Origin of the sequence: Chromohalobacter sp. HP20-39 (assembly GCF_033052815.1) — a bacterium.
Classification (GTDB): Bacteria; Pseudomonadota; Gammaproteobacteria; order Pseudomonadales; family Halomonadaceae; genus Chromohalobacter.
Genome location: NZ_JAWHTP010000011.1, coordinates 82,251 through 99,067 on the forward strand (window position 1 = coordinate 82,251; position 16,817 = coordinate 99,067).

Here is a 16,817-nt window from a genome sequence, read left to right on the forward strand (position 1 = left end):
TGTTTATAAAGGAGTCCGGGCAGGCGAGCAAATACGATGCGGGTGACATACAGGAATGCGCGATGGCGGGATGGGCATGGGTCGGGTTTCAGCCTGATCGAAGTGCTGATCACGCTGTTCATTCTGTCCTTCGGCATGCTGGGATTAGCGGCTATCCAGGCCCAGGCACTGCGGGCTCAGCGGCATGCCGATGCCCAGTCCCAGGCGGTGCAGCGGGTGGAGGCGATGCTCGAGCGTTTGCGTATCGACCGTCGCGGCGCGTTGGCCGGTGCCTACGATCAGCCGTGCAGTGACGACCCCGCCAGCGCCGCCTCGGGCCAGGTGCGCACCTGGCTGAAGGGGCTCGTGAACGCACTTCCTCAGGCGCAAGGCTGCATCGAGGTGACCGGCGATGACGATGTGGCGACGGCCACGGTGAAGGTGATCTGGCGAGCGCCCCGTGCGCGCTGGAGTGATGACGATGGGCAGCGGCAATATCGAGTGCAAACCCGGCTTTGAGCGACCCACGTCGGGGCGACGACGCCAACGTGGGGTGTCGCTGATCGAGTTGATGGTGAGCCTGGCGCTGAGCATGATCGTGCTGCTCGGCGTCATCGACCTGTTCATCGCCTATCAACAGCAGTATCGCTTGCAGACGCAACTGGCCCAGATGCAGGAAAGCGGCCGCTTCGTCACTGACGTACTGACGCGGGAACTACGCAAGGCGGGGTATGCCGAAGGGGAACAGGCGCAGACCTTTCCGGCGACATCGCGTTTTGCCCAGGGCGCCATCGTCGCGGGGGACGATAGCACCTTGCGGGTCCGCTATTACGGCAGCACGGATGAGCCTCTGCAGGATTGCCTGGGCGGGCACATCGAGAACACCGACATCACGCGGGCCACGTTGTCGCTGAATGCCGCGCGGGGATTGGATTGTGCGGTAAACGGTGCGTCTCCCCAGCCGCTCGACGCGAATGTCGAGGCCATGGCGCTGCGTTATTTCGTCGGCGGCTGGCGTCGCGCCGCGCGCGTCGGCGACTGGGCCAGCGTCAAGGGGGTGAGCATCGAGTTGCTGGTGGCCTCGCGACAGGAGGGGCTCGTCGACGCGGCATCGTCGTATGTCTTCAACGGCGAAACCGTCACGGCGTCGGATCATCGCCTGTATCGGGTGTATACCACGAGTGTGGCCCTGCGCAATGTGACGTCGCCACCACTTGCCTCCGTGCGGGATGAGTCTTCACCGTGAACGTCAGCGGACCCTCTCGAGAGCGGGGCATGACGCTGATCGTCGCGCTGATTCTGCTGATGGCGATGACGGCGTTGGGGCTCGCCGGCTTGCAGAGTGCGGTCCTGCAGGAGCGCATGGCGCGCAATGTCATGGATCGCCGGGTGGCGTTCCAAGCGGCGCAGGCGGCGCTTGAAGAAGGCGAATGGCGATTGCGTCACGCGGCGTATACTTTGCCGGATGCTGAGGGCGACTGCACGGCGCTGGATTGTCTGACACCACGGCTATCGAACGCCAGCCAATGGTCGGCTGCGCGCTGGCGGCGTGAGGGATTGGCTTATGGTGACAGCGGTGCCCCGCCACTGGCGGGTGTCAGCGAACCGTCGCGTGTGACGTTCTCGCTGCTGGCGAGTGTGTGCCCCAAGGCGGGGGCGTCATGCCAAGTGCGTGTCGAAATGACGGCATTCGGTTGGGGCACGCGCCCGGTGACGCATGCGATACTCGAGCGTCGTGTCACGCTGATACTGCCTCGCGAGTCAGGCGAGGCGTTGATTCAAGCCCAGCAGGCGCAGGCCGATAATGACGACACATGCGTTACCTCCTTTTCCGAAGGGCCCTTTCGTCCGGCGTGGCGCGAGGTCTTGCGTTGAGTGCCTTGCGTAGAACGTCTCGTTTTCCATCTTCAGGAGCCCATGCCATGCGTCGACACCAAGGCTTCAGCCTGATCGAGTTGATGATCGTGCTGGTCATCATCGGGATCCTGGCCGCGATCGCCATCCCCTCGTACACCGATTATGTGCGCAAGGCGGAGCGCGCCAAGGCCCAGACTAAATTGATGGAATGGGCGTATCGGATGGAGCGTCAGTACACGCAATATAATCGCTACGATGCTGGCGATACTGATGAACTGGTGCCGGAGAGTGAGGCTTACCAGTTCAGCTACGCTGCGCTTTCGGCCAACGAATTTACGCTCAAGGCGACGCTCAAGAACAGCCAGGATGGGCAGGATTGTGCTTGGATGAGGCTGGATCAGGCCGGCCAACGGGGAGAGCCGGCGGGCGAGGACTGCTGGTAAGAGGGGCGCCTAGCCGCTGCCCTGCACAAGTGGCACATGGTAGATTACGGGTTTCGCAATGATGAAATGAGTACCCGCGTGAGTGATTTCCTGATCGTTGGGGGCGGCGTCATTGGCATGATGACGGCCCTGCAACTTGCCGACGCCGGTGGCCGCGTCACCTTGCTCGAACGCGGCGAATGCGGCCGCGAGGCCTCCTGGGCCGGTGGCGGTATCGTCTCTCCCTTGTATCCCTGGCGCTATAGCGCGCCGATTTCCGCCTTGTCGCGCTATTCCGAAGGTGCCTACCCCGAATTATCGCTGCGCTTGCTCGAAGAAACGGGTATCGATCCCGAGTATCGCCAGCGAGGCTTGCTGTATCTGCGGGTCGACGATGAACCCCGGGCGCTTACGTGGGCACGCGAGGTCGGCAAGCCCCTGGAGCGGGTCGGTGCCGATACGATTTACGCCAAGGAGCCCAATGCCGCGCCCGGTTGCGACTCGGCGCTGTGGATGCCGACCTTGGGCAGTATTCGTAATCCACGCTTGTGCAAGGCGCTGCGGGCCCGCCTGCAGGCGATGCCCAACGTAACCCTGCGCGAGCATGTCGCGGTCGAGGCGCTGGATGTGGCGGATGGCCGCCTTCGTGGCGTACGGACCTCGGCGGGCCACGAGGCGGCCGAGCGCGTGGTGGTGTGCGGTGGCGCCTGGGCCGGCCAGCTGCTGGCGGGTGTCGGCGTAACGTTGCCGGTGCGCCCGGTGCGCGGGCAGATGATCCTGTTCAAGGCGCCGCCCGGCCTGGTCGAGCGCGTGGTGCTGAAGGATGGTCGTTACGTGATCCCGCGGGGCGACGGGCGAATCGTCGCCGGCTCGACGCTGGAAGAAGTGGGTTTCGATCAGCGCACCACCGAGGTGGCCAAGGGCTCGCTTTACGATAGCGCGCTGTCGATCGTGCCGGCACTGGCCGAATGCCCGGTGGAGCATCACTGGGCCGGGTTGCGCCCCGGGTCGCCGAACGGTGTGCCGTATATCGGTGCGGTGCCGGACATCGAGGGGTTATGGGTCAACGCCGGCCATTATCGCAATGGCCTGGTGCTGGCGCCGGCCTCGACGCGGCTGCTGGCCGATCAACTGCTGCAACGCGCGCCGGTGGTCGATCCCGCCCCCTATCGGCTAGGTGGTGTCTGACGACACGGCGTTTTGCCAGCGAGCCGGCGTTGCGTGACAATACAGCCATGAGGCCGTCTCGACGGCAGTTTCTACAGCCAATCGCAATGAGAGAGGCGCTTTCCGCTCATGCAAGACCTGACTCTGGTGATGGCCCAGCTCGACCCGCTGGTGGGCGATATCCCCGGCAATACCGCGCAGGCCATCGAAGCCGTGCGCGAAGCGCGCATCGAACATCGCGCCGATGTAGTGGTCTTCCCTGAACTGTTCCTGACCGGCTACCCGCCGGAAGACCTGTTGCTGCGCGAGTCGATGGAAACACGCCTGGAAGAGGCGCGTGCGACAATGGCGCGCAAGGTATCGCGAGACGTGATGGTCATTATCGGTTATCCAGGCAGGCGCGATGGCCGGCTGCATAACCTCGCGGGCGTGTTGTACAACGGCGAATGGCTCGGCGAATACGCCAAGCAGGCGCTGCCCAACTATCAGGTATTCGACGAGCAGCGCTATTTCACCCCGGGGCACTCGCCGCTGGTCATCGGGCATGGCGGCGCCAAGCTGGGGATCCTCGTTTGCGAGGATCTATGGGACGGCGCGCCGGTGACACAGAGCGTCGAAGCCGGCGCCGACATCCTGATCACACTCAACGCCTCGCCCTATCACCGCGACAAGCCGCTCGAACGTGAACGGTTATTCGCCCGTCGTGCTCAGGCGGCTGCGCGGCCGCTGGTATATCTCAACCAGATCGGTGGACAGGACGAGCTGGTCTTCGATGGTGGTTCGCTGGTGCTCGATGCTCGGGGCGAGGTCGCGGTACGTGCGCCGTTCTGGGAAGTCGGGCTGATGCCGGTGCGTTTTACCGACACGCAAGGCACTTGGGCGCCCGAAGCCGGCGAATGCGAACCGCTGCTGGCCTCGGAAGAAAGCCTGTATTGCGCACTGGTGACCGGGCTTCGCGACTACGTCAACAAGAGCGGCTTTCAGGGCGTAGTGTTGGGACTCTCCGGCGGTATCGACTCGGCCCTGTCGCTGGCCATCGCGGTCGATGCTCTGGGGCCCGAGCGCGTGCAAGCGGTGATGATGCCCTATCACTACACCGCGGATATCTCCAAAGCGGATGCGGCCGCGCAAGCCGAGTTGCTGGGCGTGCATTACGAGGTCATGCCGATTGCACCGATGGTGGAGGCTTTCACTTCAACGTTGGAAGAGAGCTTCACCGGGACTGAGCGCGATACCACCGAAGAGAATCTGCAATCGCGTTGCCGGGGCGTACTGTTGATGGCGCTTTCCAACAAGAAAGGGCTGATGGTGTTGAGCACCGGTAACAAGAGCGAGATGGCGGTGGGCTATGCCACGCTGTATGGCGATATGGTAGGCGGCTACAACGCGCTCAAGGACGTCTACAAGACGTGGGTCTATCGCCTCGCCAATTGGCGTAATGCGCAGGCGCCGGCGATTCCCGAGCGTGTCATTACGCGTCCACCCTCGGCCGAACTGGCTCACGATCAGGTGGACAGCGATTCCCTACCGGGTTATGACGAGCTTGACGCGATCCTCGAGCGTTACATCGAAGGCGACATGAGCGCTGAAGCGATCATCGATGCCGGCTTCGCCAGCGAGGATGTCTATCGGGTCGTGAAGCTGGTCGACCGCAGCGAATACAAGCGGCGTCAGGCACCGGTGGGGGTTCGTGTGACGGCGCGGGGTTTCGGGCGGGATCGCCGCTATCCCATCGTCAATGGCTGGCAGCCGGGGGAATAACCCCGGCTGCCGCCGGGGAGCTATAAGAAGGAAGAGCGGCGCTGCGCGCCTGGAAGCTGGAAGAATCGCTATCTGCCAAGGCAGGTGTTTTTAGCGTTTGATTTTTCTTCCAGCTTACCTCTTATGACTTACAGCTCCCCGGAGGAGCGCCGTTAGAGCGTCAACGGCTCGGCATCGACATACTTGGGATCGAAAGCCTTGCCATCGAGGCGCGGATTGTCGGGGTCGTTCTTGATGAGCGTCTGCAAGGCGGTGCGTGCCCGCTCGGGCATGTTGAGCCCCATGTAGCCTTCGACTATGACGGCCAGGGCGTCGCGCGTAGCGGGGGTCTGCGGATAATGCTGGAGAACCCATTTGCCACGATTGATAGCCGCTAGATAGGCGCCCTTGCGCAGGTAGAAATCGGCTACATGCAGCTCATGGCGCGAGATCACATTACGCAGGTAAACGATGCGTTGGCGTGCGTCGGCCGCATAGGGGCTTTCCGGGAAGCGCCGCACCAGCTCGCCGAAGTCGACATAGGCATCACGTGAAGCACCCAGGTCGCGCTTGGAGATGTCGATCAACTCGAGACCTTCAAGGCTGAAGCGCCCGGCTTGGTAGGCGGCCAGACCGCGCATGTAATACGCGTAGTCGACCTGCTCGTGATCGGGGTGCAAGCGAATGAAGCGGCTGGCGGCGGCACGCGCTTGCTCCCAATCCTCAATCTGATAATACGCGTAGATCAGTTCCAACTGGGCCTGCTCGGCGTAACGCCCAAAGGGGTAACGCGTGTCCAGCGCCTCGAGGCGTGTCACAGCAGTGCTATAACGCCCGGCATCGAGCGCCGATTGCGCTTGCTGATAGAGCGCCTGTTCTTGAAGGTCCGGTGCCGGCTCGCTGCTGGCGCAACCGGTGAGTAGCGCGCCACTAAGCAGCAACGCACCGAACGTGCCAAGTGAAGGGAATCGCATCGTCATCCTCGTTCAACCAATACGGGGCGGCCGTGCTAGAATCCGCCAGTTCGGAGTCACTATAAAGCAAACGCCCCCGGTGGCGAAATGGAACCGAGCATTGCCATGGCAGATACCGTGCAGCGAGCAGAGCGCGTCCCCGAAACGATGGCCGGCCAGCGCCTCGACCAAGCTGCCTCGACGTTGTTCGCGGACTTCTCCCGCGAGCGCCTCAAGGCGTGGATCAAGTCAGGGGCGCTGACTTGCGATGGCGCGTCCGCGCGTCCCAAGGACAAGTTGCGTGGTGGCGAGCAACTAGCTCTCGAGGCCACGCTTGAAGAAGACAAGCGCTTCGCGCCGCAGGCCATGGCGCTGGAGGTCGTCCATGAAGACGACGACGTCATGGTGATCGACAAGCCGGCGGGACTGGTCGTGCATCCCGCCGCAGGTAACCCTGACGGTACGCTGCTCAATGCGTTGCTATACCATGCGCCCGGACAGATGCAGCTGCCCCGCGCGGGCATCGTGCACCGGCTCGACAAGGACACCACCGGCTTGATGGTGGTGGCCAAGACGCTGTCGGCGCATGCTTCGCTGGTCGAGCAATTGCAGGCGCGTACGGTGTCGCGTGAATACGATGCCGTCGTCACTGGCAGGATGACGGCTGGAGGCAGCATCGATGCGCCGATCGGGCGGCATCCCAAGGATCGCAAGCGCCAGGCCGTCACGCCCTCGGGCAAGCCGGCGGTGACGCATTACCGTGTGGTGGAGCGTTTTCCTGCCCATACGCATGTCCGCTGTCGGCTTGAAACCGGGCGTACCCACCAGATCCGCGTGCATTTGGCGCACCGCCGCTTTCCCTTGATCGGTGACCCGGTCTATGCCGGGCGTCTCAAGCTACCGGCGGGGGCCAGCGAGGCACTGAAGGATGTGCTGCGGCATTTCCCGCGTCAGGCCTTGCATGCACGCAAGCTGGCCTTCGTGCATCCGGGTACCGGCGAGGCGGTGGAGTTTCGCGCGGCGTTGCCGGACGATATGCTGATGTTGCTGGATTTTCTGCGCGATGCAGCCAACACGCACGCTGAGTGAGCCTCACATGAGCGAACGCCCTACCTTGATTCTGCCCGACTGGCCGGCGCCGAGTACGGTCGGCGCCTTCGTCACCACGCGTGAGAGCGGGCCCAGTCAGGGCGCCTTCGCGTCCTTCAATACGGCACATCACGTGGGCGACGATGCCGCGTCGGTCGACCGCTGCCGCCGCCTGTTGAGTGCCGAGCTCGACGACGCCCGTCCCTTGTTGTGGCTGAACCAGGTGCATGGTGCCGCCGTCCAGCAGGACTACCGCGCGGCATTCGCCGAGCAGCCGCCGCGAGCGGACGCTTCGGTGGCTTTCGACCAGGGATATGCCTGTGCGGTCCTGACCGCCGATTGTCTACCGGTGTTCTTCTGTGATCGCCAGGGCACGCGCGTGGGCTTGGCGCATGCCGGCTGGCGGAGCCTGGCGGGCGGCGTGCTGGAAGCCTGCGTGGCGGCCTTGGGGCAGTCGCCGGACGAGCTCATGGCATGGTTGGGGCCGGCGATCTCCAAGGCGCAGTTCGAGGTCGGCGCTGAGGTGTTCGAAACCTTCGTGGCCGTGCAACCCGAAGCGGAAAGCGCCTTCGAACCCAGCCCTTACCGCCTCGGGCACTATATGGCTGACCTCTATCGCCTGGCGCGATTGCGTCTCGAGCGACTAGGGGTCGGCCATATCGGAGGCGGGCATTTCTGTACCGCCTGTGAGTCGCGTTTCTATTCCTACCGCCGCGATGACGGCCACACTGGGCGCATGGCCAGCGTGATCTGGCTGCGGTGAGCCGTTGCCTTGCGACCATGCCGGGGTGTTCTCGAACATCGGAACGATTTTTGCACGCCATGCCTTGAAACGCACTGAGCATACCTCCATTGATTATGTCAATATGAAATAACCGTGTGGTACGCCGATGGCGTGCCGCAACGAAGGAGGGTTTCGATGCGTATCGATCGCATGACCAGTAAATTGCAAAACGCTCTGGGCGAGGCGCAGTCCCTGGCGGTAGGGCGCAGTCACAACCAACTCGATCCCGGCCATGTGCTGATGGCGCTCGTCGAGGCGCAAGAAAACGGCATCAAGGGCCTGGTGCAGAAGGCCGGTGGCGATGTTTCACGCCTGCGCAACGGGCTTTCCGAGTATCTCGACGACTTGCCGCGCGTCGGTCAGTTCGACGGCAATGTGCAGCTTTCCTCGGCGTTGTCGCAGTTGTTCAATCTCGCTGACCGTGAAGCCCAGCAACGCGGCGATCAATATATCGCCAGCGAGCTGGTGGTGCTGGCGGCGCTGGAAATGAAAAGCGCGATTAGCAAGGTGCTCCAGCAGGCCGGTCTCGACGTGCAGTCCGTGCGTAGTGCCATCGACAGCTTGCGCGGCGGTAACAAGGTGGACGACGTCTCGGCCGAGGAAAGCCGCGAGGCGCTGGACAAGTACACCATGGACCTGACCCAGCGTGCTGTGGATGGCAAGCTCGATCCGGTGATCGGTCGCGATGACGAGATCCGTCGTACGATCCAGGTGCTGCAGCGGCGTACCAAGAACAACCCGGTGTTGATCGGCGATCCCGGCGTGGGCAAGACCGCCATCGTCGAAGGTCTTGCTCAGCGCATCGTCAATGGCGAGGTGCCCGAAGGCCTCAAGGACAAGCGCGTGCTGGCGCTGGACATGGGGTCACTGCTGGCCGGCGCCAAGTATCGCGGCGAGTTCGAGGAGCGTCTCAAGGCCGTGCTCGGCGAGTTAGGCAAGGAAGAAGGTCGCGTCATCCTGTTCATCGACGAATTGCACACCATGGTCGGTGCCGGCAAGGCCGAGGGTGCGATGGATGCCGGCAACATGCTCAAGCCGGCACTGGCGCGCGGTGAGCTGCACTGTGTCGGGGCCACCACCCTGGACGAGTATCGTCAACATATCGAGAAGGATGCGGCGCTCGAGCGGCGCTTCCAGAAGGTGCTGGTGGATGAGCCCAACGAAGAAGATACCGTGGCGATCCTGCGTGGCCTCAAGGAGCGCTATGAGGTGCATCACGGCGTCGATATCACCGACGGCGCGATCATTGCGGCGGCCAAACTGTCGACGCGCTATATCACCGACCGGAAACTGCCCGACAAGGCCATCGACCTGATCGACGAGGCGGCGTCTCGGATCCGTATGGAACTCGACTCCATGCCCGAGGAGATGGACCGCCTCGACCGCCGGCTGATCCAGCTCAAGATGGAGCGTGAGGCGCTCAAGAAAGAAACCGATGAAGCGACCCGCAAGCGTCTCGACTCGCTTGAAGCGCAGATCGACGAGCTGAGCCGTGAATATGCCGACCTCGAAGAAGTCTGGAAATCCGAGAAGGCCAGCATCCAGGGAGCGGCGCAGTTCAAGGCGGAGCTCGAGCAGGCGCGCATCGACCTCGAGGCGGCACGCCGCCAGAGCGATCTGGGGCGCATGTCCGAGTTGCAATACGGGGTGATCCCCAAGCTCGAGCAGCAGATCGCCGAGGCCAGTGAGCACGAGGCGGATACCGCCCAGCACCAGCTGTTGCGCTCCAACGTGACCGAGGAAGAGATCGCCGAGGTGGTCTCGCGCTGGACCGGCATCCCGGTGTCCAAGATGCTCGAGGGCGAGCGCGACAAGCTGCTGCGCATGGAAGAGGCGCTCCACGAGCGGGTCATCGGTCAGGACGAGGCGGTGACCGCGGTGGCCAACGCCGTGCGCCGTTCGCGCGCCGGGCTGGCCGATCCTCATCGCCCCAACGGATCGTTTCTGTTCCTGGGGCCTACCGGGGTCGGCAAGACCGAGCTTTGCAAGTCGCTGGCCAACTTCCTCTTCGATACCGAGGAGGCCATGGTGCGCATCGACATGTCCGAGTTCATGGAGAAGCATTCCGTGGCGCGGCTGATCGGGGCGCCGCCGGGCTATGTCGGCTACGAGGAAGGCGGTTATCTGACCGAGGCGGTGCGCCGCAAGCCGTATTCTGTACTACTGCTCGATGAGGTCGAAAAAGCGCATCCGGATGTCTTCAACATCTTGCTGCAGGTGCTTGAGGATGGCCGACTGACCGATGGTCAGGGGCGCACGGTGGATTTCCGCAATACGGTGATCGTGATGACCTCCAACATGGGTTCGGACATCATCCAGCGCATGGGCGGTGATGACGCCGACTACGCTGTGATGCGCGATGCCGTGATGGAGGTGGTGGGCGATCACTTCCGTCCGGAATTGATCAACCGCATCGACGAAGTGGTGGTATTCCACGCCTTGGGGCAGGAGCAGATTCAGTCCATCGCGGCCATCCAGCTCGAGCGTCTCCAGGCACGCCTGGCCGAGCGCGAGATTCGTCTCGAGGTCAGCGACGACGCCCTGGCGCAACTGGCGGTGGTAGGCTTCGATCCGGTGTTCGGTGCGCGGCCGCTCAAGCGCGCCATCCAGAGCCGGATCGAGAACCCGCTGGCGCAGGAACTGCTCGCCGGACGTTTCGCGGCGGGCGACACCATCCGCGTCACCACAGAAGACGGTCACCTCGTCTTCGCCAAGTAACGCGAGCGGTCCGGCGTCTCGGGCCGCTCGATGCTCTCGATACACGGTCGCGTCCTGACCGTTCTCTCGCCCGCGACGTGCTGCGTCGCGGGCTTTTTGTGCCAGCTACAACGCAGTTTTCAACTAGCAAATTTGAGTGAAGTGCTAGTACATCAATAGGAGATTGCGCCACGCTGCCGGCCGCGTGTGAGCGGCGGAGGTTGACAGCTCGGGGGCGCTGATGGAATCTAGGTGGTTCCTGATTGCGGGCGCAGCCATTGACGGGCGATCCCCGGCCGCTGCGTGAAGGGTAGGTTGGAAAATGCCTCTACCCGCCTGTCGAAGGAGATCAAGGGTATGGGCCAAACGCCTGTTCCCGCCAACCCCGACACGGCGATCTGCCGTGCCAGGAATCGCTCGGGCCAGCCGGTCTCGGCGGTTTCTATGAGTGCGGGTCCTCACCCCGGGCCCAGAGCCAGGATTATGGCATCAGGTGCCGGCGTAGCCGGCAGCGGCGTACCGCCGCATCGACACTTCGCTGCCCGTAACGTGGCAGTGAAATGGCACTCGTTATCTCCAGGGGAGAACTATCAGTGGAATTGCTTTCCGGCGCCGATATGATCGCCCGCTTCCTGCAGGATGAGGGCGTCGAACGTATCTACGGTTACCCTGGCGGCGCAGCGTTGCATATCTATGATGCGCTGTTCCGCCAGGACAAGGTCAAACACATCCTCGTTCGTCATGAACAAGCCGCCACCCACGCCGCCGATGGCTATGCCCGTGCCTCGGGCAAGCCGGGTACGGTGCTGGTTACCTCCGGCCCCGGCGCAACCAATGCCGTGACCGGTATTGCTACCGCCTACATGGATTCGATCCCGATGGTGGTGCTGTGTGGCCAGGTGGCCAGTCACCTGATCGGCGAAGATGCCTTTCAGGAAACCGACATCGTCGGCGTGACGCGTCCCATCGTGAAGCATAGCTTCGCCATCAAGCACCCGTCGGAGATCCCCGAGGTGCTCAAGAAGGCTTACTACCTCGCCGCGACCGGTCGCCCGGGGCCGGTGGTGGTGGATATCCCCAAGGATATGACGGCGCCCACCGAGCGTTATGAGTACGTCTATCCGAAGAAGGTCAAGATCCGCTCCTATAATCCGGTCACGCGGGGCCATAGTGGCCAGATCAAGAAAGCCGTGGACATGATGCTCAAGGCGCGGCGGCCGGTGTTCTATACCGGCGGCGGTATCGTTACCAGTGGCGCGAGCGAAAACCTGACGGCGTTGGTGAAGCGCTTGGGCTTCCCCATTACCACCACGTTGATGGGCATCGGCTCCTATCCGCAGACCGATGCGCAGTCGCTGGGTTGGCTGGGGATGCACGGCAGCTACGAGTCCAACATGGCCATGCACCATGCCGACCTGATCATCGCCATCGGGGCGCGTTTCGACGACCGCGTTACCAATAACACCTCGAAGTTCTGTCCTACGGCCAAGATCGTGCATGTGGATATCGACCCCAGCTCGATTTCCAAGACGGTGCGCGCCGATGTGCCGATCGTGGGGCCTGCGGATAGCGTCATCAATGAAATGATCAGCCTGCTGCAAGGCCGGGAAATGGCCAACGCCGAGGCGCTGCCGGAGTGGTGGACGACCATCGACGGCTGGCGCGCCGAACGCGAAGGCAAGCTCTACGAGGCTTCTCAGCCGGGTGAGCGGCTCAAGCCGCAGGAAGTCATCGAAGCGGTGTATCACATCACGCGCGGCGAGGCCTTCGTGACCACCGATGTCGGCCAGCACCAAATGTTCGCGGCGCAGTACTACAAGTTCGACAAGCCCAATCGCTGGATCACTTCCGGGGGGCTGGGCACCATGGGCTTCGGTTTCCCGGCGGCGATGGGCATCAAGCAGAACTTCCCTGACGACACCGTGGTGTGTTTCACCGGTGAGGGCAGCTTTCAGATGATGATGCAGGAACTGTCGACCTGTAAGCAGTTCGGTACCGGGGTGAAGATCATCAACCTCAACAACGGGACGCTGGGTATGGTGCGCCAGTGGCAGGACCTCAACTACAAGTCGCGCCATGCGCACTCGTACGTGGAGTCGCTGCCGGACTTTCAGAAGTTGATCGAGGCCTACGGTTTCACGGCGCTCAAGGTGGAACATCACGACGAGCTCGATGCGGCGCTGGAGCGCACGTTCGCCGACAACGACGAACTGGTGTTCCTCGATATCGACGTCGACCCCCGGGAACACGTCTATCCGATGCAGGTGCCCCTAGGCGCCATGCGTGACATGCTGCTTTCGAAGACGGAGCGGACCTGATGCGCCACATCATCTCGATCCTGCTGGAAAACGAACCCGGCGCCCTGTCCCGCGTGGTTGGGTTGTTCTCCCAGCGCAACTTCAACATCGAAACGCTCAACGTGGCGCCTACCGAGGACCCGAGTCTGTCACGCCTGACGGTGACCACGGAGGGCGATGACCGCGTCATCGAGCAAATCACCAAGCATCTCAATAAGCTCATCGATGTGGTCAAGCTGGTCGACCTGACGGAGGGTAATCACATCGAGCGTGAGCTGATGCTGGTCAAGGTGAAGGCGCTGGGCGCTAGCCGCGACGAGGTCAAGCGCACGGTGGATATCTTCCGCGCGCAGATCGTCGACGTCACGCCGAGTGTCTACACGGTGCAGATTACCGGCGATGCCGGCAAGCTGGATGCCTTCGTCCAGGCCATGGCGCCGATCGGCATTCTCGAGGTGGCGCGTACCGGGGTATCGGGCATTTCGCGAGGTGACAAGATACTCAGCCTCTGAGCCATGTGCCCGCATACCCTTGACATTATAAGGCCGCTCTCACGAGCGGCCTTTTTACTTTAAGAGGTTAAGGCTAGCGGATTTGCGACCATAGGGCCTTGACCAGCGGATTGCGCAGCTTCTTCTCGGTGACGCAGAGCCCGACCTCGTAAGGCGTCAGCGCGGGCTCGACCTCGAGGGCCTGGATGCGCTCGGCCAATGGGCTGTTGTCGACCACGATCTGCGGCACCACGCCGACCCCGAACCCCAGTCCGACCATGCTGACGATGGCTTCGTTGCCTGCGACTTGGGCATAGATGCGCGGCTTGATACCCAACTGGCGGAACCACGCATCCGTTCGCTCGCGGGCGAGACCCGACTCCGAGAGGATCATGGGAATGCTACCCCAACTGGCGGCGTCCGTCGTGGCGGTGAGGCCGGCCAGCCATTCCGGCATGGTGCGTGGCGCGATGAACAACAGCGGCGACGTGGCGATTGGCTTGAAGGCGAGCTGTGCGGGCAGGGTTTCGGGGCGCGCGGTGATCGACATGTCTTCTTCGCCGCTGAGAACGCGTGAAACCGCGCTGGCCGGGTCGCCGGTATGCAGCTTCAATTCGATGCGCGGATGACGCAGGCGAAACTCGCTGAGCAACTCATAGAGAAAGCTGTAGCTGGCGGTCACCGAGCAGTAGATGCTGATTTCGCCGGACAGTTCGCGGCTTTCCGCCATCAGTGAGTGACGAAATACATCCCATTGCTCCAGGGCATCGCGTGCATAACGCTGGAAGAGTTGGCCTTCATGGGTCAGGCGGACACTGCGGTTGTCGCGCTCGAACAAGGTGACGCCGAGCTGTGTCTCGAGTTGGCGGATCGTGCGGCTCAGCGTCGAAGGACTGACGTGACACAACTCGCTGGAGCGGCCAAAGTGAAGCGTATCGGCCAGGCTGAGGAACTGCTGGTAGGGACGAGTATCCATGACAATATCATTTCAATTTTCGGCATACGGTATTGCAAATATAGCGTTTTACGCAACGCTTGGGGCTGGCGTAAAGTGACATCAAAGCGTCGCGACAGACGACGCTCATGGCGGAAAGCCATCAACGCTGACACTTCATACGTTTCTTCTTCGATATCTGGAGTACGACATGCGCGTTTATTACGACAAAGATTGCGACCTCTCGCTGATCCAGGCGAAGAACGTCACCATCGTGGGTTATGGTTCCCAAGGCCACGCCCATGCCCATAATCTCAAGGAATCTGGCGTCGAGGTCACCGTGGCGCTGCGTCCGGGCTCTTCGTCCGTGGCCAAGGCCGAGTCGGCGGGCTTCAAGGTGGCCTCCGTGCCCGAGGCCTGCAAGACGGCCGACGTGGTGATGCTGCTGGCGCCCGACGAAAATCAGAAAGCGATCTACGAGCAGGATATCGCGCCTAACTTGAAGGAAGGCGCGACGTTGGCCTTCGCGCATGGCTTCAACATCCACTACAACCAGGTGACGCCGCGCCAGGATCTGGACGTCATCATGATCGCGCCGAAAGCGCCGGGTCATACGGTGCGCTCCGAGTTCGTGCGCGGTGCCGGCGTTCCCGATCTGATTGCCATCCAGCAAGACGCCACTGGCCAGGCCAAAGAGCTGGCGCTTTCCTACGCAGCCGGTATCGGCGGTGGTCGCAGCGGTATCATCGAAACATCCTTCAAGGATGAAACCGAGACCGACCTCTTCGGTGAACAGGCTGTGTTGTGCGGCGGTACCGTGGAGCTGGTCAAGGCCGGTTTCGAGACGCTGACCGAGGCGGGTTACGAGCCCGAGATGGCCTACTTCGAGTGTCTGCACGAACTCAAGTTGATCGTCGACCTGATGTACGAAGGCGGTATCGCCAACATGAACTACTCCATCTCCAACAATGCGGAGTATGGCGAGTACGTCACTGGTCCCAAGGTCATCAATGAGCAGTCGCGGGAGGCGATGCGCAATGCCTTGAAGGACATCCAGACGGGTGAATATGCCAAGATGTTCATCAACGAGGGCAACACTAACTATCCGTCGATGCATGCGCGTCGCCGCCTGAATGCCGAGCATCCGGTCGAGCAGGTGGGCGCGAAGCTGCGTGGCATGATGCCCTGGATCGCGGCCAACCAACTGGTCGACAAGAGCAAGAACTAAGCGCTTACTGTGGGTCGGTAGCGAGCGGGCGCGGCCAATTGGTCGCGCCCGTTTACGTTTTGGGTCGTCAAGGAGACCGACTGTCGACTAGGATTGCAGTGTGTAGAATGTCGGAATGGCCCATCAAGGGCCGTCCCATGGCAACGGATGACTTTTATGACGCAAGAATCGGGCACGCCAGAATCGCCCAAGGATGCCGACACCGAGAATGTCTCGGAGGATACTTTGGCGTTTCAGGACGAAGACGAAATCATTGAGGAGACCATCGAGAATGGGAAGCGCGTGCGTCGGAGGGGCATCTACTTATTGCCCAACCTATTCACGCTGTCGGCGTTATTTTCTGGTTTCTTCTCCATTATCGCAGCGATGAATGGCAACTTCTCCGGGGCCGCTATCGCGATTTTCGTCTCCATGGTGCTCGATGGGCTCGACGGGCGCGTGGCACGGATGACGAACACGCAAAGCGCCTTCGGTGCCGAGTTCGACAGTCTGGCGGACATGGTCTCGTTCGGTGTGGCGCCGGCATTGGTGGCGTTCTCCTGGATCCTGCAAGACGTCGGGAAGATCGGTTGGATCGCGGCCTTTATTTTTGCCTCCGGTGCAGCATTGCGCTTGGCCCGTTTCAACGTGCAAATCGGTAGTACCGATAAGAAGTGGTTCGTCGGCTTGCCGAGTCCTTCTGCGGCTGCGCTCGTCGCTGGCTGTGTCTGGACGCTGCATAAATTCGATGCTGACGCCTTGGGCTTCAAATTGTTCATCGCCTTCATCGTCGCGGCAGCGGGGGTGTTGATGGTCAGTAATATCCGCTACCACAGCTTCAAGGAAGTCGATTTCAAGGGGCCCGTTCCCTTCGTCGTGCTGTTGGCGATTGTGCTTGCATTCGTGGTGATCTCACTCGAGCCCTCGCTCATGCTACTGATCCTGTTCGGTTGCTATGTGGTGTCGGGGCCTCTGCTCGCACTCATACGTAAGATACGCTGAGTTCGTTTCTTTCATACCCAATGCTTGCCGATTATCCACATCTCCTTTCATGCGCCGCCCCAGCGGGGATGTGGATAAGCTGAATGGCGGCATCGCTTAGCTCTCGCCAATTGAGCGGTAACTATTTTTACATCATCCCCTTGCGTTCCCGCTGGTGGATCCGTAAAGTACGCATCCGCTGCCGGCGACGGGCTTCGT

Annotated in this window: 15 protein-coding genes; 13 read left to right on the forward strand and 2 right to left on the reverse strand. The window is 62.0% G+C overall.

Going from position 1 to position 16,817, the window contains the following annotated elements:
• The first annotated feature begins 36 nt into the window (after positions 1 to 36).
• The 6 genes from pilV to RVY79_RS16000 all read left to right on the forward strand — a co-directional run bounded on the left by pilV (position 37) and on the right by RVY79_RS16000 (position 5,186).
• A complete protein-coding gene (pilV, locus tag RVY79_RS15975; RefSeq protein WP_317465433.1) occupies positions 37 to 498 on the forward strand; it encodes a type IV pilus modification protein PilV in 462 nt (153 codons plus the stop codon).
• Positions 461 to 1,225, forward strand: a complete 765-nt coding sequence (locus RVY79_RS15980) for a PilW family protein (protein ID WP_317465435.1) — start codon at positions 461 to 463, stop codon at positions 1,223 to 1,225. Before pilV ends, RVY79_RS15980 begins: the two co-directional genes overlap by 38 nt.
• A 29-nt stretch (positions 1,226 to 1,254) precedes the next feature.
• On the forward strand, positions 1,255 to 1,854 hold the full coding sequence (locus RVY79_RS15985) for a PilX N-terminal domain-containing pilus assembly protein (protein ID WP_317465436.1): 600 nt from the start codon (positions 1,255 to 1,257) through the stop codon (positions 1,852 to 1,854).
• Between the two features lie 47 nt (positions 1,855 to 1,901).
• Positions 1,902 to 2,279: a type IV pilin protein gene (locus RVY79_RS15990; RefSeq protein WP_317465437.1), complete on the forward strand. Its 378-nt coding sequence runs from the start codon at positions 1,902 to 1,904 to the stop codon at positions 2,277 to 2,279.
• Positions 2,280 to 2,357: 78 nt separating this feature from the next.
• Positions 2,358 to 3,446 (forward strand): glycine oxidase ThiO, encoded by a 1,089-nt coding sequence (gene thiO / locus RVY79_RS15995; protein ID WP_317465438.1) that lies wholly within the window; start codon positions 2,358 to 2,360, stop codon positions 3,444 to 3,446.
• A 108-nt stretch (positions 3,447 to 3,554) separates the two neighbouring features.
• Positions 3,555 to 5,186: an NAD+ synthase gene (locus RVY79_RS16000; protein ID WP_317465439.1), complete on the forward strand. Its 1,632-nt coding sequence runs from the start codon at positions 3,555 to 3,557 to the stop codon at positions 5,184 to 5,186.
• Positions 5,187 to 5,338: 152 nt separating this feature from the next.
• On the opposite strand, the gene RVY79_RS16005 is transcribed toward RVY79_RS16000, so the two are convergent.
• Positions 5,339 to 6,139, reverse strand: a complete 801-nt coding sequence (locus tag RVY79_RS16005; RefSeq protein WP_317465440.1) for an outer membrane protein assembly factor BamD — start codon at positions 6,137 to 6,139, stop codon at positions 5,339 to 5,341.
• A 105-nt stretch (positions 6,140 to 6,244) separates the two neighbouring features.
• Between RVY79_RS16005 and rluD the strand changes: the two genes are divergently transcribed.
• The 5 genes from rluD (at position 6,245) to ilvN (ending at position 13,497) form a co-directional block, all read left to right on the forward strand.
• The gene (rluD, locus tag RVY79_RS16010; RefSeq protein ID WP_317465441.1) at positions 6,245 to 7,207 is read left to right on the forward strand and encodes a 23S rRNA pseudouridine(1911/1915/1917) synthase RluD; all 963 of its coding nucleotides are present in this window, start codon (positions 6,245 to 6,247) and stop codon (positions 7,205 to 7,207) included.
• 7 nt (positions 7,208 to 7,214) lie between these two features.
• The gene (gene pgeF, locus RVY79_RS16015; protein WP_317465442.1) at positions 7,215 to 7,970 is read left to right on the forward strand and encodes a peptidoglycan editing factor PgeF; all 756 of its coding nucleotides are present in this window, start codon (positions 7,215 to 7,217) and stop codon (positions 7,968 to 7,970) included.
• Positions 7,971 to 8,126: 156 nt separating this feature from the next.
• Positions 8,127 to 10,709 (forward strand): ATP-dependent chaperone ClpB, encoded by a 2,583-nt coding sequence (gene clpB, locus RVY79_RS16020; protein ID WP_317465443.1) that lies wholly within the window; start codon positions 8,127 to 8,129, stop codon positions 10,707 to 10,709.
• 572 nt (positions 10,710 to 11,281) lie between these two features.
• Positions 11,282 to 13,006: an acetolactate synthase 3 large subunit gene (locus tag RVY79_RS16025; RefSeq protein WP_317465444.1), complete on the forward strand. Its 1,725-nt coding sequence runs from the start codon at positions 11,282 to 11,284 to the stop codon at positions 13,004 to 13,006.
• On the forward strand, positions 13,006 to 13,497 hold the full coding sequence (gene ilvN / locus RVY79_RS16030; protein WP_075368568.1) for an acetolactate synthase small subunit: 492 nt from the start codon (positions 13,006 to 13,008) through the stop codon (positions 13,495 to 13,497). The genes RVY79_RS16025 and ilvN overlap by 1 nt, the downstream gene beginning before the upstream one ends.
• 73 nt (positions 13,498 to 13,570) lie before the next feature.
• Here ilvN and ilvY read toward each other — a convergent pair whose 3' ends face one another.
• Entirely contained in the window at positions 13,571 to 14,452 is an 882-nt protein-coding gene (ilvY, locus tag RVY79_RS16035; protein ID WP_317465445.1) for an HTH-type transcriptional activator IlvY, read from the reverse strand.
• 169 nt (positions 14,453 to 14,621) lie between these two features.
• Between ilvY and ilvC the strand changes: the two genes are divergently transcribed.
• On the forward strand, positions 14,622 to 15,638 hold the full coding sequence (gene ilvC, locus RVY79_RS16040; RefSeq protein ID WP_317465446.1) for a ketol-acid reductoisomerase: 1,017 nt from the start codon (positions 14,622 to 14,624) through the stop codon (positions 15,636 to 15,638).
• Positions 15,639 to 15,794: 156 nt separating this feature from the next.
• Positions 15,795 to 16,619, forward strand: coding sequence for a CDP-diacylglycerol--serine O-phosphatidyltransferase (pssA, locus tag RVY79_RS16045; RefSeq protein ID WP_317465447.1), 825 nt, complete (start codon positions 15,795 to 15,797; stop codon positions 16,617 to 16,619).
• Positions 16,620 to 16,817: the final 198 nt, after the last annotated feature.